The 16813-nt window shown below is 71.3% G+C and carries 16 protein-coding genes; 8 read left to right on the top strand and 8 right to left on the bottom strand.

Annotation, left to right across the window (positions count from 1 at the left end; genetic code table 11):
* Window positions 1–193: 193 nt before the first annotated feature.
* From ACGF3J_RS02630 to ACGF3J_RS02605, 6 genes are all read right to left on the bottom strand, one after another.
* Window positions 194–1309 (bottom strand): hypothetical protein, encoded by a 1116-nt coding sequence (locus ACGF3J_RS02630; protein ID WP_161329498.1) that lies wholly within the window; start codon window positions 1307–1309, stop codon window positions 194–196.
* Between the two features lie 72 nt (window positions 1310–1381).
* Entirely contained in the window at window positions 1382–2362 is a 981-nt protein-coding gene (locus ACGF3J_RS02625; protein WP_161329497.1) for an SCO2521 family protein, read from the bottom strand.
* 1 nt (window position 2363) lies between these two features.
* Window positions 2364–3329: an SCO2522 family protein gene (locus tag ACGF3J_RS02620; RefSeq protein WP_161329496.1), complete on the bottom strand. Its 966-nt coding sequence runs from the start codon at window positions 3327–3329 to the stop codon at window positions 2364–2366.
* Window positions 3326–4243, bottom strand: coding sequence for an SCO2523 family variant P-loop protein (locus ACGF3J_RS02615; protein WP_161329509.1), 918 nt, complete (start codon window positions 4241–4243; stop codon window positions 3326–3328). Before ACGF3J_RS02615 ends, ACGF3J_RS02620 begins: the two co-directional genes overlap by 4 nt.
* A gap of 2 nt (window positions 4244–4245) precedes the next feature.
* Window positions 4246–6090: an SCO2524 family protein gene (locus ACGF3J_RS02610; RefSeq protein ID WP_161329495.1), complete on the bottom strand. Its 1845-nt coding sequence runs from the start codon at window positions 6088–6090 to the stop codon at window positions 4246–4248.
* A gap of 54 nt (window positions 6091–6144) precedes the next feature.
* On the bottom strand, window positions 6145–6900 hold the full coding sequence (locus ACGF3J_RS02605) for an SCO2525 family SAM-dependent methyltransferase (protein ID WP_237552580.1): 756 nt from the start codon (window positions 6898–6900) through the stop codon (window positions 6145–6147).
* Window positions 6901–7170: 270 nt separating this feature from the next.
* On the opposite strand from ACGF3J_RS02605, the gene ACGF3J_RS02600 reads away from it, so the two are divergent.
* Window positions 7171–7713 carry an N-acetyltransferase gene (locus ACGF3J_RS02600; RefSeq protein ID WP_161329493.1) on the top strand — a complete coding sequence of 181 codons (543 nt, stop codon included), beginning with the start codon at window positions 7171–7173 and terminating at the stop codon, window positions 7711–7713.
* Window positions 7714–7726: 13 nt separating this feature from the next.
* On the opposite strand, the gene ACGF3J_RS02595 is transcribed toward ACGF3J_RS02600, so the two are convergent.
* Both ACGF3J_RS02595 and leuA read right to left on the bottom strand, forming a co-directional pair.
* Complete coding sequence (locus ACGF3J_RS02595; protein ID WP_161329492.1) at window positions 7727–8422, bottom strand: TerB family tellurite resistance protein; 696 nt, start codon at window positions 8420–8422, stop codon at window positions 7727–7729.
* A gap of 184 nt (window positions 8423–8606) precedes the next feature.
* A complete protein-coding gene (gene leuA, locus ACGF3J_RS02590; protein WP_161329491.1) occupies window positions 8607–10328 on the bottom strand; it encodes a 2-isopropylmalate synthase in 1722 nt (573 codons plus the stop codon).
* 334 nt (window positions 10329–10662) lie between these two features.
* Here leuA and ACGF3J_RS02585 point away from each other — a divergent pair, with 334 nt between their 5' ends.
* The 7 genes from ACGF3J_RS02585 (at window position 10663) to ACGF3J_RS02555 (ending at window position 16806) form a co-directional block, all read left to right on the top strand.
* A complete protein-coding gene (locus ACGF3J_RS02585; RefSeq protein WP_161329490.1) occupies window positions 10663–11733 on the top strand; it encodes a M4 family metallopeptidase in 1071 nt (356 codons plus the stop codon).
* Between the two features lie 21 nt (window positions 11734–11754).
* Window positions 11755–12021 (top strand): protealysin inhibitor emfourin, encoded by a 267-nt coding sequence (locus tag ACGF3J_RS02580; RefSeq protein ID WP_125491726.1) that lies wholly within the window; start codon window positions 11755–11757, stop codon window positions 12019–12021.
* 64 nt (window positions 12022–12085) lie between these two features.
* Window positions 12086–13453 carry a GH1 family beta-glucosidase gene (locus ACGF3J_RS02575; protein WP_161329489.1) on the top strand — a complete coding sequence of 456 codons (1368 nt, stop codon included), beginning with the start codon at window positions 12086–12088 and terminating at the stop codon, window positions 13451–13453.
* Between the two features lie 106 nt (window positions 13454–13559).
* Window positions 13560–14639, top strand: coding sequence for a PhoH family protein (locus ACGF3J_RS02570; RefSeq protein ID WP_079163501.1), 1080 nt, complete (start codon window positions 13560–13562; stop codon window positions 14637–14639).
* A gap of 12 nt (window positions 14640–14651) precedes the next feature.
* Entirely contained in the window at window positions 14652–15149 is a 498-nt protein-coding gene (gene ybeY / locus ACGF3J_RS02565; protein WP_161329487.1) for an rRNA maturation RNase YbeY, read from the top strand.
* Window positions 15146–16450, top strand: a complete 1305-nt coding sequence (locus ACGF3J_RS02560) for a hemolysin family protein (RefSeq protein ID WP_161329486.1) — start codon at window positions 15146–15148, stop codon at window positions 16448–16450. Before ybeY ends, ACGF3J_RS02560 begins: the two co-directional genes overlap by 4 nt.
* Window positions 16447–16806: an MmcQ/YjbR family DNA-binding protein gene (locus ACGF3J_RS02555; RefSeq protein WP_161329485.1), complete on the top strand. Its 360-nt coding sequence runs from the start codon at window positions 16447–16449 to the stop codon at window positions 16804–16806. Before ACGF3J_RS02560 ends, ACGF3J_RS02555 begins: the two co-directional genes overlap by 4 nt.
* The last annotated feature ends 7 nt before the right edge of the window (window positions 16807–16813 follow it).

Genomic DNA, 16813 nt, shown 5'->3' with positions numbered 1-16813 from the left:
CACCAGCCCCGACTCGTAGGCCACGGTGACCAGTTGTGCGCGGTCCCGCACCCTCGGCAGGGATCGGCGGTCAGGACGTGGGCGGCGACCGCGGTCTGCACGCCGATGAGGGTGATGCCGTGCGCGAGTTGCCCGGCACTGCCCCGGGTGACGTGCGGGCGCCGTTACTCCCCCGGGAGTACCGAGGGGGCGGTCAGGCCTGGTCGACCATCCAGTTGCCGTCCTCCTCGTCGTCGACGCGCACCTCCAGTTCGCGCAGGCCCATGCCCGCGTCCCAGAGTTCCCGGAAGCGCTTGAGGCGGTCCCGTACGTAGTCCTGGCGCGCGGTGAGGCGGGTCCGCACGTTGACGTCGCGCAGGTCCTGTTCGATCTCGAACGACACCTCCTCGTCGTAGAGGATGAAGTCGTTGGTGGTGCCGCGCTGGAGGTGCGGGGGCAGTTCGGGCAGGACCGCCACGCGGACGTCGATGCGGCGCAGTTCCTGCTCCTCGCACAGCCGCAGCAGCCGGTCGTCGAGTTCGCGGGCGCTCTCCAGCAGGAACAGGCGGCGTACCGTGACGCCCTGTTCGTCGATGGCCGCCTGCTGGGCGTCGAGGTAGCGTCCGGCGGGCTCGCTGTTCCAGAACTGCCGGTCCACGGAGGTGCTGGTGGCGAGGATGGACTGCTCGGCGGCCCGGGTGAGGGTGAGCATCCAGTCGTGGTTCTCGCCGGGGCACTCGGCGCTCAGGTTGGTGAGGTCCGCCATGTGGCCGACCACCCGCTCCATCTCCAGGTGGACGAAGGTGTGCAGGATCGAGGGGCTGGGCAGCAGGACGTCGGCGAAGCCCTTGGCCAGGTCGGGCACGCTGTCGATGCGGACCGGGTCCAGCGGCGTCCCGGACTCGCCGGACCGGTGGTCCCCGTGGGTGACGTGGGTCTCGACGAGCTGCTTGACGTCCTCGGTGTACTGGGTCAGACCGGACTTCAGCTCGTCGTCGTACTGGTTCAGCCCGTCCCGTACGGCGGCGGTGTTCTCGGCGAGGGCGCTCTCCACCCGGCGGGTGTGCTCCTCCAGCCGCTCGTGGGCCGGGCGTGGGGCCAGGCCGAGCACGTACTGGACGAGTACCGCCGCGCCGGCGCAGAGGACGGCGGCCGCGAACTGCCGCAGGGTGCCGTCGTCGGGGCTGAGCAGTGCCGTGACGCTCCAGAAGAGGGCGCCGACCACAAGGGCGACCAGCAGCATGCGCGCCCATGGGGACTCGCCCCTCGGGTCGGCCGGGCCCGGGGTGCGGGCCGTGTCGTCGGGTCGGGGTGACTGTGCCGTGCTCATCTCGCTTCTCCCCCCGTTGGGATGCGCGTCGGATCGGGGTGCGGGGATGTGCGTGGGAGGCTCTGGGTCCGGTCAGGGAGCCGGCTCCACCTCCCGGTGGGGTGCGGGGATGGCATGCAGGGTGAGCTGGTCGCGGATGCGCTGCACCAGCGCCTGCCACTGCCGGGTGAAGCCGGGCCGTTCCTCCAGCGGGTCCCACAGCGGAGCCAGGTCCCGGGTCACCCGGGCCCGTGGCATCCACAGGTGCAGCAGGTGGTCCACGGCCGGACGCAGCGCCCGTACGACGGCGCCGGCGTCCTGCGCGGGTGAGGCGCCGAGCCGGATGCCGTCGAGCATGCGGACGACGGTGGTGAGGAGCCAGTCGTGCAGGGCGAGGTCGTCGCAGAGCGCGGCGAGGTCGGCGCCGTCGGTGCCCTCGGGCACCCGCAGGCGTACGGTGCGCAGTTCGTCCTCGGCGAGGGTGAACCGTTCGAGGGAGGGTGCGTCCCCCGGGTCCGCGGGCAGGGCCACCCAGCGCAGCCGGGTGGGCCGGGAGCGGAAAGGCGGCCGCTGGTCGAGCAGGGGGTGGCGCAGCAGCCGGGTGAGCAGCCCGTCGGCGATCAGGCCGACGTCGAGGTCGCCGTGGCGTCCGCCGCCGAGCACGCCCTGCGCGACCGCCTCGTGCGGGAGCCTGCCGAGCGGTTCGACCACTCCGGGCCGCACCAGGTACTCGCCCCAGGGCCGCCGCTGGTCGGGACCGGCGGCGGGGAGCCGGCAGTGCGCGGAGGTCTGCAGGACCCGCCCCTCGGTGAGCGCGGCGTGGGCGGTGACGGTGCCCACCGCGCGGACCCGGGCGCCGTTGGCGCTGGGCAGCGGGCAGTCGACGCCGGTGAGGGTGTCGGGGGAACGCGCGTAGAGGCCCGGGCGCTCGGAGAGCAGGACGCGTTCGTCGGCGCGCAGGCCGAGGAGCTGTGCGGCGGAGCGGATGTCCAGGGCCTGCCGGGCGGGCAGCAGGCAGGTGCGGATCTCGCCGCAGGCGAGGACGGCGGGCGGGGTGCTCTGCCGCGGCGCCATCTCAGGGCGCCGCGTAGAAGACGTAGGAGACGCGGTCGGCGACCGAGTCGGGGACGGCCGTGCGCTCGTTCCCGGAGCGCTCGGCGACCTGCGCCAGCGCCCCCGGGTCGACCTCGATCTGGTCGAGGATCACGCGCACCGCGTGCTCGACCGGGAGGAAGCGGTTGGGCACGACGGAACAGGTCCGGTAGGCGGAGAAGGGGTCGGCGCGCGGGTTGAGCCGGAGCAGGGAGGGCAGTTCGTCCCAGTCCTCGGGGAAACCGGTGCCGGTGTGCGGCTGCGGGAAGAGGACGGCCTCGCCGGCGTCGCGCAGCAGTCCGAGGCGGGCGAGCTGCCAGACGGCGGCGAGGAAGGGGCAGGACCAGGTGCGGCGCCCGTCGGCGTCGTCGTTCCACAGTTCGACGTCGAGGAAGACGGAGTGGCGGCGGGCGGCGGTCTCCCGGGGCGGCTGCCAGGGAACGGCCCGCTTCATCGCCTGCGGGGCGCGGGCGACCGGGGCCCGTTCGCCGTTGGCGAGCCAGCCGGTCCGCGCGGTGGGCGGGCGCATGCCGTAGCTGCCGGGAGCGGGCGACTCCACGATGCGGCCGGCCACCGCCTCCGCGACGGGCGTCTTGCCGGTGACGGCGCAGCCGGACTCGCGGGCCAGGTAGTCGACGGCGAGCCCGGCGCGTTCGGCCTCCGCGAGGAGCATGGGGACCACCTCGGCCGGGGTGGAGAACCGGCTGAAGTAGTCGTCGATCAGGAAGCAGGTGCTGATCCGGGCCCGCTTGCCGCCGGTCCGCGCGCCGGCCGCGGCCCGCGCCGCCTCCACCCAGGGCCGCACCTCGGCGAAGTGCCGGCGCAGCCGCTCGGGCCCGGCCTCGAAGTCCTCCATGTAGAGATGCCCCAGCTCCAGCGAGAGATGAGCCAGCGGCACCGACTGCGTACGCGCCTCGGCGGCGGTCTCCCGGAACACGGCGTCGCTCACGGCCGCCCCCAGTGCACGTCGTCCGTCAGGCGGCGGGCGATCTCCTCCAAGGCCTCCAGCGTCTCCTTGTTCGCTATCTGGGTGGAGAGGACGTCCTCCTCGGTGATCAGCTGTTCGCGCCACTGGAGTATGGGCTCCAGCGGTACGACGCCGAGGACGACGCTGTCGCCGATGCGGTGCTCGGCGGCGAGCCGGCGCAGTGCCTCGTCGCAGGCCTGCATCCAGGCCGCCTGGGCGGGTGAACCCTGGGACCACAGCGGCGACTCGGGGTCGGGTACGGCGGCCCGTACGAAGCGGATGGCGGCGCGCAGGGCGTCCTCGTCGTGGCCGCGTTCGACGCCGCCGCCGATGATGCCGTGGTCGGCGTGGACCAGTCCGGAGGCGGCGATCACGTGCTGGCGGGTCCAGCGGTGGAAGACCAGCCAGCGGAAGGGGACGTTGCGCATCCGCGGGTGGGCGGTGGCCGCGAGGACCATGTCGACGGCGTAGCTGCGGCCGGCGCTGAGGTCGACGACGGTGACGTCGAACTCGCCGTTGAGTTTCAGCAGCAGGTCGATGCAGCGCTCCAGGGCCTCCTCGCCGGTGGCGAACTCGCCGCCGCCGGCGTCGCCGGGGAACAGCACCAGGCGGCCGGACTGGTTGGGGCGGGCGCGCAGCAGGGGGTGCTCGGTCTGCCGCCAGACGTCGATGCGGACTGGTTCCGCGGTCTCGCCCTCCAGGTAGGAGTGGAGGCCGTGCTCTTCGGTGCCGCGCATGGCGCTGGGCACGTCGAAGACGGCGGCGGCGGTGGGCGAGCCGAAGTCGAAGTCGACGTAGGCCACGTGGTCGCCGGTGAGGGCGCGCTGGTAGGCCAGGTTGGCGCTGGTGACCGAGCGGCCCGTGCCTCCCTTGTCGGAGGCGGCGAAGACGATCACGCTCACACCTCCTGGGCGGCGGCGCCCCGGGCCTGGGCCAGGGTGTCGAGTTCCTGGAGCACGGGCAGGGCCAGGGCGAAGGCGGTGGCGGGCCGGTCGTCGACCAGGCTGCGGGCGTGGTCGAGGCGGCTCTCGATGCTCCGCATGGCGCGGGCCCTGCTTCCGTCGGCGGCGACGGACGCCTCCAGCTGCTCCCTGCCGAACAGGTGGGTGGCCTCGCTGAGCAGTTCGCGGGCGAGTTCGGCGAGTTCGGGGCTGCGGATGGGCTGCTGCTCGTACAGGATGCGGGCGGCGACGAGGCATTCGGTGACGCGCTCGGTGATGCTCCAGGACATCCGCAGCCCCGCCTCGTGGGCCTCGGGGTAGACGGCCTGGACGTTGTCCCAGAGGCCGGCGCCGTCCTCGTCGTCGATGCGGCGGGTCCACAGGTGCTCGAAGGCCTGCTCGGCCAGGCGCAGCAGCCGGTCCTGCGCGCCGATGTTCCGGGAGAGTTCGGCGAGCTGGATGATCCGCTTGAGGAGCTGCGCCGAGAAGTCGGTCATCCGCCACAGCAGTTGTCCGCCGGAGCGCTCGGACCCGGCGAGCGGCATGGTGACGCCGGGCGTGTGCAGCAGGATGGTGGGGTCGTTCCTGGTCATGCGGCTGGTGACTCTGCCGCGGTCGGCGAGGCGTTCCATGATGGCGACGGTTCGGGTGAGGTCGTCGTCGGTCGCCTTCCGGCGGACCAGGTCGTGGACGACGATGGCGGCGACGGTCAGGGAGAAGTACTCGGACTCCAGGCGCAGTCCGGTGGTCTGCCAGGGCAGGTCCTCCAGGGGCCAGCGGTCGGCGCCGAATCGCGCGATCGCGGACCAGTACTGCTGGCTCAGTTCCCAGCGCAGGCGCAGCATCTCGGCGAGCTTCTGCTGGTCCTCGTCGAGCAGACCGAGGGTGAGGGTGCGGTCGGAGAAGAGGTCCTGGATGCCGTCGAGGGCGGTGACGGTGAAGTACACGTAGGGCAGCCGGTCGGCGATGCCGTCGGGCTGGCCGGGTACGGGGAGGCTCAGGTCGGTGATCTTCGGCGCGTCCTTGACGATGCCCCAGGCCCAGCCGCACTCGAAGAGCTGGCTCTCGTCGCGGATGCCCTCGTCGACCTGGATGCCTCTGGAGATGCTCTCGATGATGGTGGCGCGCAGCGGGCGTAACCGGCGGGAGAACTGCTGGAGGACGACGCGGTCGGACTGACCGCCCTGTCCGATGACCTCGATCAGCCGGCTGCCCTGTTCGGACTCGGCGTCGAAGACGTTGACGGTGAAGGAGCGCAGCAGGCTGACCATCGCGGCGGTCAGCCGGGTGTTGGTGGCCTCCCTCAGCTCGCCGACGGCCTTGCGCACCTCGGGGCGGGTCGTGGTGCCCTCGTAGATCTTGAGGAAGCCGAGGGTGGCGAGGCAGAGCGTGACGGACATGGAGTAGGAGTCGACCACGCCGAGCTGGTACTGCTCGTGGGTGATCTGGCCACCGGATTCGGCGGGGCGGAAGTAGTGGCCGCCGGAGAAGGTGGGGCTGTCGTCCGTGCCGGTGTGGGTGCGCATGAACTGGGTCAGCGCGGTGATCAGGTTGGGCGGGATCTCCAGCCGGGTGCCGACGCGGTCGAGGGCGCGCAGGACGTCACGTTCGGTGGTGTCGGGCTGGTCGAGGCGGAAGGCGGGGACCTCGGTGGCCGGATACAGGATGCAGAGCAGGCGTTCGGCGTCGGCGACGCTGCTCAGCCCGTCGGTGTCCCCCCGGACGAGCTTCCCGTCGTCGAACGAGTGACGGGCCATGGCCTGCCAGATTTCCAGCAGGTGCTGCCGTGGCTTGATCTGCATCCCCGCACCCCTCGTACAGATCTCGTTGCCCTGTGTTCAGCATGGTCCCCGTTCCTACGGGGTGGCAATCTCCGGATTGCGCCGTCCCAGGGCGAGGAGCATTCCCTCGTGTCCCGGCCGCACCATGTGGTGCAGATCGTGGATCTCCAGCTCCGCGGTGAAGGGCCCGAGGCTCTCCCTGACCCGGTCCTCGTTCACCCGGTAGGCCGGGTAGTCGTGTGCGCCGACGCGGTAGCCGACGGACTCCTTCATGAAGGCGGCGGCGAACGGGGCTCCGTCACCGAGCGCGTTCATGAAGCAGCGCACGCCCCGCTGGAACTCCTCGGGGCATTCGGACATCGAGTCGGCGACGAAGAACATGGTCCCGAGCCCCCAGCGGCGGTGTCCGTGCTCCAGGTCGAACAGGTTGCCGCGCTCCACCCGGACGATCTCGCCGGCCAGTTCCCTGGGTTCGACGGCGCGGTAGGCCGACTCCTCGCTCAGCACCTTCCAGAACGCGTCCCACGCGGTGTCGTACCCGCCCGGGGAGACCTGCTTCTCCAGGTACTCGACGTTCGGGTGCGCGTACTCCAGCAGGAGCACCTTGTCGCACCAGGGCAGCATGGAGAGCGCGGGGTAGAGGTTGGCGCCGGCTCCGACGTCGATGCCGCGCACCGGGTGCGGGGTGTCGGCGAAGCAGCGGGCGAAGTGGTCGCGCATCAGCCGGACGATGAGGAGGTCGACCTCCAGCGGCGTCCGGTAGTTGTCGTCGACGTACGCCTCGGGATCGAACTTCGACCACGGTGCGTCGGCGTTGCGATCCATAGTCATCCTGCCGCGTTCCATTCGATTTCGGACAAACCCCAGTGTTGTGCACGGTAGGGCACCGGGGCACAGCAAGACAGCAGGGAACTCGCCACTCCGCATCCGCCGGGCGCACGTCAGGCGCATCGTCGCACGCCCGAACTCGCCCTTGCACGGCCGAAGTTGGAAGCTCACTCTAGCCAGAAGAAGTCACCGGCCGCCACACGAAGCTCCATTCCTTCGAGTGGGCCCGAGGTGGCGATGAGTTGACGTCCGCACGTGCTGACTGGGGGCTGCATGACCGCCGAACCGCTGGAACGTTCCCTCGACCGCCACGACCTGCTCCCGGGGGTCACCCCCGACTCGGACGGCCCATCCCTGGCCCTGCGCACCGCGCGGGAGTCCGACCTGCCCGAACTGCGGCGGCTCGACGAGGAGGTGTTCCAGGAGTTCGCCTATCCCGGCTTCCTGCTGCGCCAGCTCTTCGACATGTACCAGGAACACTTCCTGGTGCTCGACGACGGCGCGGGCCGGCTGCGCGGCTACGTGCTGGCCGCCACCCGGGCGCTCGGCACGGACAGCTGGATACTCGGCCTGGGCGTGACCCCGGACCGGCGCCGGCACGGCCTGGGTACGGAGCTGATGACGGAGGTCCTGACCCGGTTGCGCCGGGACGGCATCGACGTCGTGCGGCTGACCGTGGAGCCCGCCAACCTGGCGGCCATCTTCCTCTACCGCTCCCTGGGCTTCCGCCCGGAGGAACCCGACGGCGGTCTGCGTCCGGACTACTTCGGCCCGGGCATGCACCGCCAGATCATGCGGCTGGACCTGCCGGGATAGGCGCGAGCGGCGGTCAGGAGGGCGTGCCCGCCGATTCCATGAGGCGGGTGATGTCGTCGGAGCAGAGGGTCAGGGCCGCCCCGACCGTCGCCAAGGCGTCGCGTTCGGCGGGGGTGTAGGGGCCGTCGGCGAGGGCGATGCGGGCCCCCTGGAGCAGGATCGATTCGCGTCCGACGGTGGCGAGGTGCGGGGCCAGCGGGTCCAGCGCCTCGTGCAGTTCTATGGCGAGGCCCGGCACGCAGGGTTCGCCGTGGACCCGGCCGGTGTCCGCCTCCAGCGCCTCGACGAGCGCGTTCAACTGCTCCTCGGTGCAGTCCTCGAAGCCGGCCGCGCGCACCGCGACGGCCGCCGTCTCCAGCGCGGTGCGGGAGCAGGCGCCGCCGGCGGCGAGGACCGCGAGGGCGACGGTGTGGACGGCGTCGCGGAGCATCGCCGAGAAGCGGGTGGTGGTGGGGTGGTCGAGGACCTCGGTGCCGTAGTGGCGGCGGCAGGCCGCGCACTCCACGGTCGGCGCGGACTCGCCGCGGGGCAGCAGGGGCACGCCGAGCAGGGTGAAGCGGCGCCGTCCGGCGAGCCGCTGGTAGTTGCGGTCGCCGCCGCAGCCGGGGCAGAAGAACTCACCGTCGCCGACCGGCGTCCACGCGGTGCGGGTGCCCAGGATGCGTGGCAGCCGGGCAGCTCGGCCGTTTCGTCCCCGTCCAGGCAGCACGTCGCACCTCCGTAACGGCGCGACAGCATCGTCGCGCTGGCGTGATGTTAGCCACATCACCGACGTGGAGTCAGTACCCAGGACGAGACCTTTCCGTGACCTGCACAGATATATGGCCGGTATATGACGGCGCCCCGCCCGCCGTTCTGCGGCGAGCGGGGCACCAAACCACCGATTCGGCTGGTCAGCGGGTTGCGCGGTTGACGGCGGAGACGACGGCCTTCAGCGAGGCGCGCGTGGTGTTCGCGTCGATTCCGATGCCCCACAGCACCTTGTCGCCGATGGCGCACTCGATGTACGAGGCGGCCTGCGCGGAGGCGCCCTCGCTCATCGTGTGCTCCTGGTAGTCCAGCAGCCGTACGTCGATGCCGACGCCCTGCAGCGCGTGGAAGAACGCCGAGATCGGGCCGTTGCCGGTGCCGACCAGGGTGGTCTCCACGCCGTCGACCGCGGCCTCGACGGTGAGGGTGTCGACGCCGTCGCGGTCGGTCGTGGTCTGGCCGTTGGCCACCTGGATGCGGCCCCAGGGGTTGTCCGGGTTGGGCAGGTACTCGTCCTGGAAGACGTCCCAGATCGCCGTGGGCGTGATCTCGCCGCCCTCGGCGTCCGTCTTGGCCTGGATGATCTTCGAGAACTCGATCTGCATCCGGCGGGGCAGGTCCAGGCTGTGGTCGTTCTTCAGGACGTAGGCGATGCCGCCCTTGCCGGACTGCGAGTTGACGCGGATGACCGCCTCGTAGGAGCGGCCGACGTCCTTCGGGTCGATGGGCAGGTACGGGACGGCCCACTCGATGTCGTCGACGGTGACGCCCTTCGCGGCCGCGTCGGCCTCCATGGCGTCGAAGCCCTTCTTGATGGCGTCCTGGTGGGAGCCGGAGAAGGACGTGTAGACCAGGTCGCCCGCGTAGGGGTGGCGCGGGTGGACCTCCATCTGGTTGCAGTACTCCCACGTGCGACGGATCTCGTCGATGTCGGAGAAGTCGATCTGCGGGTCGACGCCCTGGGAGAACAGGTTCATGCCCAGGGTGACCAGGTCGACGTTGCCGGTGCGCTCGCCCTGTCCGAACAGGCAGCCCTCGATGCGGTCGGCGCCGGCCATCAGCGCCAGTTCGGCCGCCGCAACCGCCGTACCGCGGTCGTTGTGCGGGTGGACGGACAGCACCACGTGCTCGCGGCGGGACAGGTTGCGGCCCATCCACTCGAAGCGGTCCGCGTGCGTGGACGGCGTCGAACGCTCCACGGTGGCGGGCAGGTTGAGGATGATCTCGCGGCCGGGGCCGGGCTGGTAGGTGTCCATCACCGCCTCGCAGACCTCCAGGGCGAAGTCCAGCTCGGTGTCGGTGAAGATCTCCGGCGAGTACTGGTAGCCGAACTCCGTCTCGGGGCCCAGCAGTTTCTCCGCGTACTCCATGACCAGCCGGGTGCCGTCGACGGCGATCTGCTTGATGTCGTCCCGGGAGCCGCGGAAGACGACCCGGCGGAAGACGGGGGCGGTCGCGTTGTACAGGTGGACGGTGGCCCGCCTGGCGCCCTTCAGGGACTCCACCGTGCGCTCGATCAGGTCCTCGCGGGCCTGGGTCAGTACGGAGATCGTGACGTCGTCCGGGATGGCGTCCGGGTCCTCGATGATGGAGCGTACGAAGTCGAAGTCGGTCTGGCCGGAGGCCGGGAAGCCGACCTCGATCTCCTTGTAGCCCATCTTGACCAGCAGATCGAACATCGCGCGCTTGCGGGCGGGCGACATGGGGTCGATCAGCGCCTGGTTGCCGTCGCGCAGGTCGGTGGAGAGCCAGCGGGGGGCGGCGGTGATCCGCCGGTCCGGCCAGGTGCGGTCGGGGATGTCGACCTGCTCGTAGCCGCGGTACTTGACTGTCGGCATGGGGCTGGGCTGCTGGCGGTTGGCCATGATGGCGTGGGCTCCTCGTGAGTTCCGCGGTGTCCGCGTGGTCCGGAAGGACGGCCGACGGCACCACCAAGCTCCGCGGGGAGGGAGTCGGCCTCTTACAGGCCCTCGCCGCGGCAGCTAAGGAGAAGCAGCCCGAAACGCATGATGCCCAGCACCATAGCCGAGTCACGCCGGTCACGCGGGTCCGTATCAGTATGCGGGACCATGGAGGGAACCGGGACAAAAAGTGCCGTATACCACTTGCCGGCGATCACGGGGCGGCCTTGGTGCCGTTTTTCACCAATCGTGGTTGCGGGTGGTGACACCCCGGTCACGCAGTGCGAAGGTGCCGGACATGACGACCCACGGGGGCTTCGAGCCCGTCTTCTGCACCATCGTGCCGCCCCACGTCCTCGACCGGCTGGCCCAGCACGCCGACCCGGTGCTCTCCGGACCGGCCCGCCGCACCCTCCAGCGCGACGCCTACGAGCGCACCCACCGGCGGCTGACCACGGTCATCGGCGCCGCCACGGTCGCCCCGCGCGCCGGTGCCGAGGCCGGGAAGCCGCACCGCACGGTCTTCGACGCCCGGCACGGCACCGACCTGCCCGGCAAGAAGGTGCGCACCGAGGGTGAGGAGCCCGGCCGGGACGCCACCGTGAACCGCGCCTACGCGGGCCTGGGCGCCACCTTCGAGCACTTCCTCGCGGTGTACCGGCGCGACTCCATCGACGGCGCCGGACTGCCGCTGGACGCGACCGTGCACTACGACCGCGAGTACAACAACGCCTTCTGGAACGGCGAGCAGATGGTCTTCGGCGACGGGGACGGGGAGATCTTCCTCGACTTCACCATCGCCCTGGACGTGATCGGCCACGAGCTGACCCACGGCGTCACCCAGCACACCGCCAACCTGACCTACTACGGCCAGCCGGGCGCCCTGAACGAGTCGGTCTCGGACGTCTTCGGGGCCCTCATCAAGCAGTACTCGCTCGGCCAGACCGCCGCCGAGGCCGACTGGCTGATCGGCGCCGGCCTCCTCGCCCCGCGCGTGACGGGCGTGGCGCTGCGTTCCATGAAGGCGCCGGGCACGGCGTACGACGACGACGTGCTCGGCAAGGACCCGCAGCCCGCGACGATGGACGACTTCGTCCGCACCGGCCGCGACAACGGCGGCGTGCACATCAACTCCGGCATCCCCAACCACGCCTTCCACCTGCTCGCCACCGCGCTCGGCGGGCACGCCTGGGAGCGGGCCGGGCAGATCTGGTACGACGTGCTGACCGGCGGCGAGCTGGCGCAGGACGCGCTGTTCGCGGACTTCGCGACGCTCACCCTGAAGGCCGCCCGGGAACGCTACGGCGACGGCGAGGAACTGGAAGCGGTGCGCAAGGCCTGGGAGCAGGTCGGGGTGCGCACGCTGTAGTTCCGTACTAGACACGGTTGCATGCGGATTTTGGTGAGGCGCACAGGAGGCTTCGCGGGCATCGAGCGCCACGCGGAGGTCGATACGGCGGAGCGCCCCGACGCGGCCGAGTGGCACGCGCTGGCCGAGCGGGCGTGCGCCGACGGCCGGGCCACGCCCCCGGTCGGGGTCCCGGACGGGTTCAGCTACCAGATCACCGTGGACGGGAAGACGGTGTACGCCGCCGACCCCCGGCTGACGGACGAGCAGCGCAGGCTGATCTCCCGGGTGCTGAAGGAGGGTGCGTAACGCGGAACACCGTTGACGTGCAAGGGCGTTGACTTCCCGCGCGAGGGGTGCGGATGATCCGCGCATGGCGACTGATCCGAGCACGGGCACGGCCCCGGACCCGCTCCCCCGGTTCCCGGACGGCTTCCTGTGGGGCGTGTCGACCTCGGCCCACCAGATCGAGGGCGCGGCCGGCCTGCGCGAGCGCTCCGTGTGGGACGACTTCACGGACCGGCCGGGCCGGGTGAAGGACGGCTCGACGGCGGCGGTGGCCTGCGACCACTACCACCGCCACCGCGAGGACGTGGCGCTGCTGGCGGACCTCGGCGTGGACGCGTACCGCTTCTCGGTCTCCTGGCCCCGGGTGAACGCGCCGGGCGGCCTCGACTTCTACGACCGCCTGGTGGACGACCTGTGCGCGGCGGGCGTCCGGCCGGTGCCGACGCTCTTCCACTGGGACCTGCCGGCCGGTCTGGACTGGCTGGAGCGGGACACGGCCGCCCGGTTCGCCGCGTACGTGTCGGTCGTCGCCGGCCGGCTGGGCGACCGGGTCGGCAAGTGGATCACCCTCAACGAGCCCGCCGAGCACACTCTGCTCGGCCACGCCCTCGGCACCCACGCCCCCGGCCGCACGCTGCTCTTCGACGCGCTGCCGGTCGCCCACCACCAGCTCCTCGCGCACGGTCTGGCGGTACGGGCGCTGCGCGCGGCGGGCGCCACGGACATCGGCATCGCCAATTCGCACGGGCCCACCTGGCCCGCCTCGGACGACCCGGCCGACCGGGAGGCGGCGGACCTGTACGACGTCCTGCTGAACCGGATGTTCAGCGACCCGCTGCTGACCGGGCGGTACCCGGAGGGCATCGGCGAGCTGATGCCGGGGGACGTGGCGGCCGACCTGGAGGTCGTCGCGGAGCCGCTGGACTTCTACGGGGTGAACTACTACGCGCCGGCCCGGGTGGGCGCCCCGCTGGGCACCGTGACCGGGTCCGGCGGGGTGACCCTCCCGGCCGAGTTGCCCTTCTCGCTGCGCGCCGTCGAGGGCCGCCCGCTGACGGACTTCGGCTGGCCGGTCGTCCCCGAGGGGCTGACCGAGCTGCTCACCGGCCTGCGCGACCGCTACGGCGACCGGCTCCCGCCGGTCGTCATCACCGAGAACGGCTGCTCCTACGAGGGACTGGACGACCGGGACCGCATCGCCTACCTCGACGGGCACGTCCGCGCCCTGCACCGGGCCGTCGAGGCGGGGGTGGACGTGCGCGGCTACTTCGTGTGGTCGCTGCTGGACAACTTCGAGTGGGCCGAGGGGTACGCCCGCCGGTTCGGACTGGTCCACGTGGACTTCACGACGCTGGAGCGCACGCCGAAGGCGTCGTACGGGTGGTTCCGGGACCTGGTCCGCGAGGGGCGGCGGGGCGGGCGGCCGGGCGCCGCCGGACCGCCGCGCATATAAAAACCTCGGCGCTGTCGGCGGGGAGTCGTACGCTGGAGGCAGCAGACCACACCCGTCACGCGGCACGCGCCGCAGAGGAGGACGAGCAGGCCTAGAGCGCCGGCCCATGACTCAGACACCCTCAGCCCACACCCCCGCGCAGGGGCAGGCGAGAGCACAGATCAGCGTCCCCGCCCAGCACCCCATGGTGACCGTCCTGGGCTCCGGAGACTCCCTCCTGCGCGTGATCGAGAAGGCCTTCCCGGCGGCCGACATCCATGTCCGGGGCAATGAGATCAGCGCCGTCGGCGACACCCACGAGGTCGCCCTCATTCAGCGCGTTTTCGACGAGATGATGCTGGTGCTCCGCACGGGGCAGCCGATGACGGAGGACGCAGTGGAACGCTCGATCGCCATGCTCAAGGCGAGCGAGAACGGGGAGAGCGACGGCCAGGAGACCCCGGCCGAGGTGCTCACGCAGAACATCCTGTCCTCGCGCGGCCGCACCATCCGCCCCAAGACGCTGAACCAGAAGCGGTACGTCGACGCGATCGACAAGCACACCATCGTCTTCGGCATCGGCCCGGCGGGCACCGGCAAGACCTACCTGGCGATGGCGAAGGCCGTGCAGGCCCTCCAGTCCAAGCAGGTCAACCGGATCATCCTGACCCGCCCGGCGGTCGAGGCCGGCGAACGGCTCGGCTTCCTGCCGGGCACGCTCTACGAGAAGATCGACCCGTATCTGCGCCCGTTGTACGACGCGCTGCACGACATGCTCGACCCCGACTCGATCCCGCGCCTGATGGCGGCCGGGACGATCGAGGTCGCGCCGCTGGCGTACATGCGCGGCCGCACGCTGAACGACGCCTTCATCATCCTGGACGAGGCCCAGAACACCAGCCCCGAGCAGATGAAGATGTTCCTCACCCGCCTCGGCTTCGAGTCGAAGATCGTCATCACGGGTGACGTGACGCAGGTCGACCTGCCCGGCGGCACCAAGTCCGGTCTGCGGCAGGTCCAGGAGATCCTGGACGGCGTCGAGGACGTGCACTTCTCCCGGCTCACGTCGCAGGACGTGGTCCGGCACAAGCTGGTGGGCCGTATCGTCGACGCCTACGAGTTGTACGACAGCAGGAACGGCACCGAGAACGGCGCCCACAAGGGCGGCCGCGCTCCGAGCAACGGTGCCAAGGCCAAGGGGAAGTAGACCAGCACGACCATGTCGATCGACGTCAACAACGAGTCCGGAACCGAGGTCGACGAGCAGGCGATCCTCGACATCGCCCGCTACGCGCTCGCGCGGATGCGCATCCACCCGCTCTCCGAGCTCTCGGTGATCGTCGTGGACGACGGCGCCATGGAGCAGCTGCACATCCAGTGGATGGACCTGCCCGGTCCGACCGACGTGATGTCCTTCCCGATGGACGAGCTGCGCCCGCCCGCCAAGGAGGAGGACGAGCCGCCGCAGGGGCTGCTCGGCGACATCGTGCTCTGCCCGGAGGTCGCCGCCAAGCAGGGCACCGAGGCGCCGACGCAGCACTCCATGGACGAGGAGCTGCAGCTCCTGACCGTCCACGGGGTGCTGCACCTGCTCGGCTACGACCACGAGGAGCCGGACGAGAAGGCCGAGATGTTCGGTCTCCAGGCCGCCATCGTGGACGGCTGGCGTGCGGAGCGGGGCCTGACCGGCCCGTCTCCGGCCCCGACCGTCTCATGAGCCTCCCCCTGGTCGCGGGCGCCGTGGCCCTGATCGTGGTCGCCTGGCTCGCCGCCTGCGCGGAGGCGGGCCTCGCGCGGGTCTCCAGCTTCCGGGCGGAGGAGGCGGTGCGGTCCGGGCGACGCGGTGGCGAGAAGCTCGCCAAGGTCGCCGCCGACCCGACGCGCTACCTCAACGTGGCGCTGCTGGTCCGCGTCGCCTGCGAGATGGCGGCGGCCGCGCTGGTCGCGTACGCCTGCCTGCAGGAGTTCGCCAACACCACCGAGGCCCTGCTGATCGCCATCGCGGTGATGGTGCTCGTCTCGTACGTCGCCGTCGGGGTCTCCCCGCGCACCATCGGCCGCCAGCACCCGCTGAACACGGCGACGGTCGCGGCGTACGTGCTGGTGCCGCTGGCCCGCGTCATGGGCCCGATCCCGTCGCTGCTCATCCTCATCGGCAACGCGCTCACCCCCGGCAAGGGCTTCCGCCGCGGCCCCTTCGCCTCGGAGGCGGAGCTGCGCGCGCTGGTCGACTACGCCGAGAAGGAGTCCCTGATCGAGGCCGAGGAGCGCCGCATGGTGCACTCGGTGTTCGAGCTGGGCGACACCCTCGTCCGCGAGGTCATGGTCCCGCGCACCGACCTCGTGGTCATCGAGCGCTACAAGACCATCCGGCAGGCGCTCACCCTCGCCCTGCGCTCGGGCTTCTCGCGCATCCCGGTCACCGGGGACAGCGAGGACGACATCGTCGGCATCGTGTACCTGAAGGACCTGGTCCGCAGGACGCACATCAGCCGGGAGGCGGAGAGCGACCTGGTCTCCACCGCGATGCGCCCGGCGACCTTCGTGCCCGACACCAAGAACGCCGGTGACCTGCTGCGCGAGATGCAGAAGGAGCGCAGCCACGTCGCCGTCGTCATCGACGAGTACGGCGGCACGGCCGGCATCGTCACCATCGAGGACATCCTGGAGGAGATCGTCGGCGAGATCACCGACGAGTACGACCGGGAGCTGCCGCCGGTCGAGGAGCTGGGCGGGGACCGCTTCCGGGTCACCGCGCGCCTCGACATCGGCGACCTGGGCGAGCTGTACGGCCTGGAGGCGTTCGACGACGAGGACGTGGAGACGGTGGGCGGTCTGCTGGCGAAGGCGCTGGGCAGGGTGCCGATCGCCGGTGCCTCCTCGATCGTGGAGCTGCCCGACGGGCGGGAACTGCGGCTGACCGCGGAGGCCGCGGCGGGCCGCCGGAACAAGATCGTGACGGTGCTGGCGGAGCCGGTGGGCGCCGCGGAGGCCCCGAAGGAGGCGGCGGCGGAGTGAGTCCCGAGGAGCTGCGCGACTTCTGCCTGTCCTTCAACGCCTCGCTGGAGGACTTCCCCTTCAACCCGGAGACCTCGGTCTTCAAGGTGCTGGGGAAGATGTTCGCGCTGTCCTCGCTGAACGGGCACCCGCTCACGGTCAACCTCAAGTGCGACCCGGACGAGGCGGTGCGGCTGCGCGGCGAGTACCCGGGGCTGGTCGTCCCGGGCTGGCACATGAACAAGCGGCACTGGAACACGGTGACCGCCGACGGCGGACTCCCGGACCGTGTGGTCCGGGAGCTGGTCGAGGACTCGTACGACCTGGTGGTCGCCGGTCTGCCGCGCGCCGACCGCCTCCGCCTCGACCGTCCCTGAGCCCGCT

The organism is Streptomyces sp. NPDC048171 (genome assembly GCF_043202655.1).
Lineage (GTDB): Bacteria > Actinomycetota > Actinomycetes > Streptomycetales > Streptomycetaceae > Streptomyces.
This window is presented reverse-complemented; position numbering and strand designations above follow the sequence as displayed.